General features: G+C 65.0%; 2 protein-coding genes. Both read right to left on the bottom strand.

Annotated features, from left to right (window positions below; genetic code table 11):
• Positions 1-1,488: phosphoglycerol transferase I (locus tag DBR20_RS00320; RefSeq protein ID WP_108264776.1), on the bottom strand; the 1,488-nt coding region annotated here is incomplete at its 3' end.
• Positions 1,489-1,759: 271 nt separating this feature from the next.
• Positions 1,760-3,403 carry an AarF/UbiB family protein gene (locus tag DBR20_RS00325; protein WP_229981032.1) on the bottom strand — a complete coding sequence of 548 codons (1,644 nt, stop codon included), beginning with the start codon at positions 3,401-3,403 and terminating at the stop codon, positions 1,760-1,762.
• Positions 3,404-3,432: the final 29 nt, after the last annotated feature.

Below are 3,432 nucleotides of genomic sequence, written 5' to 3' on the forward strand. Positions count from 1 at the left end.
CTTCAGCTGCCGCGTCGGTTCACCCAACCACAGCGAGCGCGCGAAGGCGAGGTACTGCGGGTAGTCGCGGCCGCCATCGCGGCGCGCGGCGGCGCTGGCACTCGGCGCACGCTTGTCGTCCAGCAGCGAACGGCCAAAGCCCATCGTCTGCAGGTTCGGATCGAGCAGGCTGAGCAGGGTGGCACCGGAATCCAGCGTCGAGCCGTCCTCGGCCGCCAGCTGGCGCGGGGCCACGCCGTCACCCAGGAACAGCAGCAGGTTCTCGCGCTTCTGCCTGGTCAGGATATGGCTGAGGTCATTGGGCATGGCCAGGTGATCGGAGGCGATCACGATCAGCGTGTCCTTGCCATACGGACTGGCCTGGATGCGCTCGACCAGCTGCGAGATCAGGCGGTCGGTGCACTTCAGCGCATTGAGCATGCCGATGTTGCCGTGCTGGCTCTGGTAACGCGTGCCTTTGCAGGCCACCGGCAGATGCCCGGCCGGGTGGTGGGTGTCCATGGTCAGCGTGGTGAGCATGAACGGTGCGTCCTGCCGCGACAGCTGTTCGAAGCGCTGGTAGGCAGTGTCCAGCAGCACGTCGTCATGCACGCCCCATGCCGAGTAGTGGATGCGGCCGATCTTCTTCTGCTGCTTGAACCACGCCAGGTCATGCACTTCGTCGAAGCCATGGCTGGCCAGGAACTGTCCCTTGCCGGCGAACTGGCCGTTGGCGCCGCCCAGGTAATGGTTGGTGTAGCCCTGCTGCTTCAGGTAGTCGCCCAGGCACACGGCCTTGGGCAGGAAGCTGCCCATCCGGTCCATGCTGTTCTCATCGCCCTGCGAGGTGGTCAGCGGCACGCCGCACATCGACGACACCAGACCAGCGATGGTCCAGCCGCCGCCTTCGGCCGAGGCCAGCCCGCGTACATCCAGCGACTTGGCCGCCAAGCGGTTGAGATTGGGCATCAGGCCGGGAAACACGGCCTCATCCAGATAGGTGCGCTCCAGGCTCTCACCGTAGATCCAGACGATGTTGCGTGGGCGCTGCAGGGCCTGCGTGGGCACCTGGTATTCGGGGGCGATACGGGCGAAATCCACCGGGCGCAGCTGCTGGTACAGGCGTTGGCCATCGCGCGCCAGTGGGCTGATCATGATCGTGGCCACCCACAACGCGGCGAAACCGGCAAACCACGCACCACCGGCCGTGGGGCGGCGCCAACGCTTCACCCGCGTAGCGAACAGCGGCAGCAGTGACACGGCCGCCAGCACGATGAAGCCGGCGATATAGCCCTTGAAGTCGGCGACACCGGCGCCTTCCATGTCCGCACCCAGGTGGTACAGGGTGGCGGCGTTGAGTCCGTCACCTGACAGCTTGTCGATCAGCCACCAGGCACTGAGCGCCAGCAGCAACAGCGAGAACAAGCCGGCTTTCCACCACACCCACTTTGCGGACGCGAGGAACAACCAGGACAACAACAACAGCGACAGCAGCAGAATCCAGAGCATGGGCAGCTTCGGCAGTGACGGGGTGGCGATGGACGTCGTACCGACGCGTGTCCATCCGACCGGCGCTGCTGCAAGCACATGTGCATGACAGGCCGATGACCCGATAGTGCATGCACGAACCTGACTGAAATGTTTGTTGAAATCGCGCGTGCGAGATCACGCCGCGAACGTAAGTCGAGCGTGAAAACTCACGCTCGATTGCATTAAAAACCGCATGAATACGCTGTTTGCGTAGATCCGCGCGACACGTGGATACAACCACGCATCACCACTACCGGTGCCCGCGTTCCTCGCGCGAACGCGCGCGCCGATCAAACAACAAGGCGCTGGTCACGATGCCCAGCCCAAGCACCACGCCGATCAACAGCAGCACCAAGGCGATGGCGGGATAGCCGAGCACATGCCAGCCGGTATCGATCTTCATCATCATCGCCGCCGCCATGATCAACGCCGCGCTGATGATGCCGGCGGCCACACGGTTGGCGATCTTTTGCAGGTTTTCCATCAACCGCGACTCTTCCAGCCCGGTCACCTTCATCTGCAGGCGGTTCTCGGCCAACAGCGCCATGATGTCCGACAGCTTGCGTGGTCCATCGCGCAGCAGTTGCTGCACCTCCATGGCTTCGCTGGCCAGGTTGGCCGCTGACAGCGATTTCTTCAGGCGCGCGCGCATCACGTGCTGCAACTGGCGCTCGACGATGCGCCGCGTATCCAGGTCCGGTGCCAGCAGGCGGCATACGGTTTCAAGGTTGAGCAACGCCTTGCCGAGCAGGCTCAGCTCCGGCGGCGTACGCAATCCGGATGAGGTGGCGATGCGCACCATGTCCAGCACCACGCGCCCTTCGGAGAAATTCGCGCTGGCCGCATAGCGTGCGATCAGCTGGCCGGTCTCGCGCAGGTAACGCTCCTCGTCGAACGCCTCCAGCCGGGTGCTGATGCTGATCAGATCGTCGGCCACTTCCTCGCCACGGCCATCGACGGCGGCGAACAGGATCTTCAGCAGTCGCTCGCGCAGGCGCGGCGGCATGTGCGCGACCATGCCCAGATCGAAGATCGCCAGGCGCCCGTCGGGCATCACCCGCAGGTTGCCGGGATGCGGGTCGGCGTGGATCTCGCCGTGCACGAAGATCTGGTCCAGGTAACCGCGGATCAGCGCCGCCGCCAGCGGGTCCATCGCCTGTTCAGTGCGGCGTACATCGGGAATGGCATCAACGCGTACGCCGCTGGCCAGTTCCATGGTCAGCACGCGATGACTGCAGTAATCCCACAGCGGCTGCGGAATCCACAGGCGACGGAACGGCTTCAGATGGCGACCGAAGCGCGACAGGTTCTCGGCCTCGGCGTGGTAGTCCAGCTCCTGCATCAGGGTCTTGGAGAACTCGTTGAGCCAGTCGCGCAGGCGCACGCGGCGGCCGATCTGGGTCAGGTGGTCGGCGGCCAGGGCGAAGCTGCGCAGCACCTCCAGATCCGAACGCAGCTGCGCGGCCACTTCGGGTTTCTGCACTTTCACCGCCACCTCGCGGCCGTCATGCAGCACCGCGCGATGCACCTGGGCGATGGACGCGCACCCCAGCGGCTGCGGATCGAATGCGGCGAACAGCTTGTTCACCGGCGCGCCCAGCTCCTGCTCGACGATGGCGTGGATGCGTTCGACCGGGATCTCGGCCACCTTCTCCTGCATCCGCTCCAGCGCGGTGGCGAACTCCACCGGCACCATGTCCGGGCGGGTGGACAGCATCTGCCCGAGCTTGACGAAGGTTGGCCCCAGCGCTTCCAGGTCACTGACGAACTGCTCGGGGTTGCCGTCGGGCGGCACATCGGTGTGGCTGCCGGCAGCGTCCAGATTCATACCGGAGAACACGCCGGAATGGCGGTAGCGCATCAACAGGCGCAGGATCTGGCTGCGCCGGTTCATGCCACGAATGAGCGGGGGATTGCCTGCGG

The sequence above is a fragment of the Stenotrophomonas sp. HMWF023 genome, from assembly GCF_003060985.1.
GTDB classification, from domain to species: domain Bacteria; phylum Pseudomonadota; class Gammaproteobacteria; order Xanthomonadales; family Xanthomonadaceae; genus Stenotrophomonas; species Stenotrophomonas lactitubi.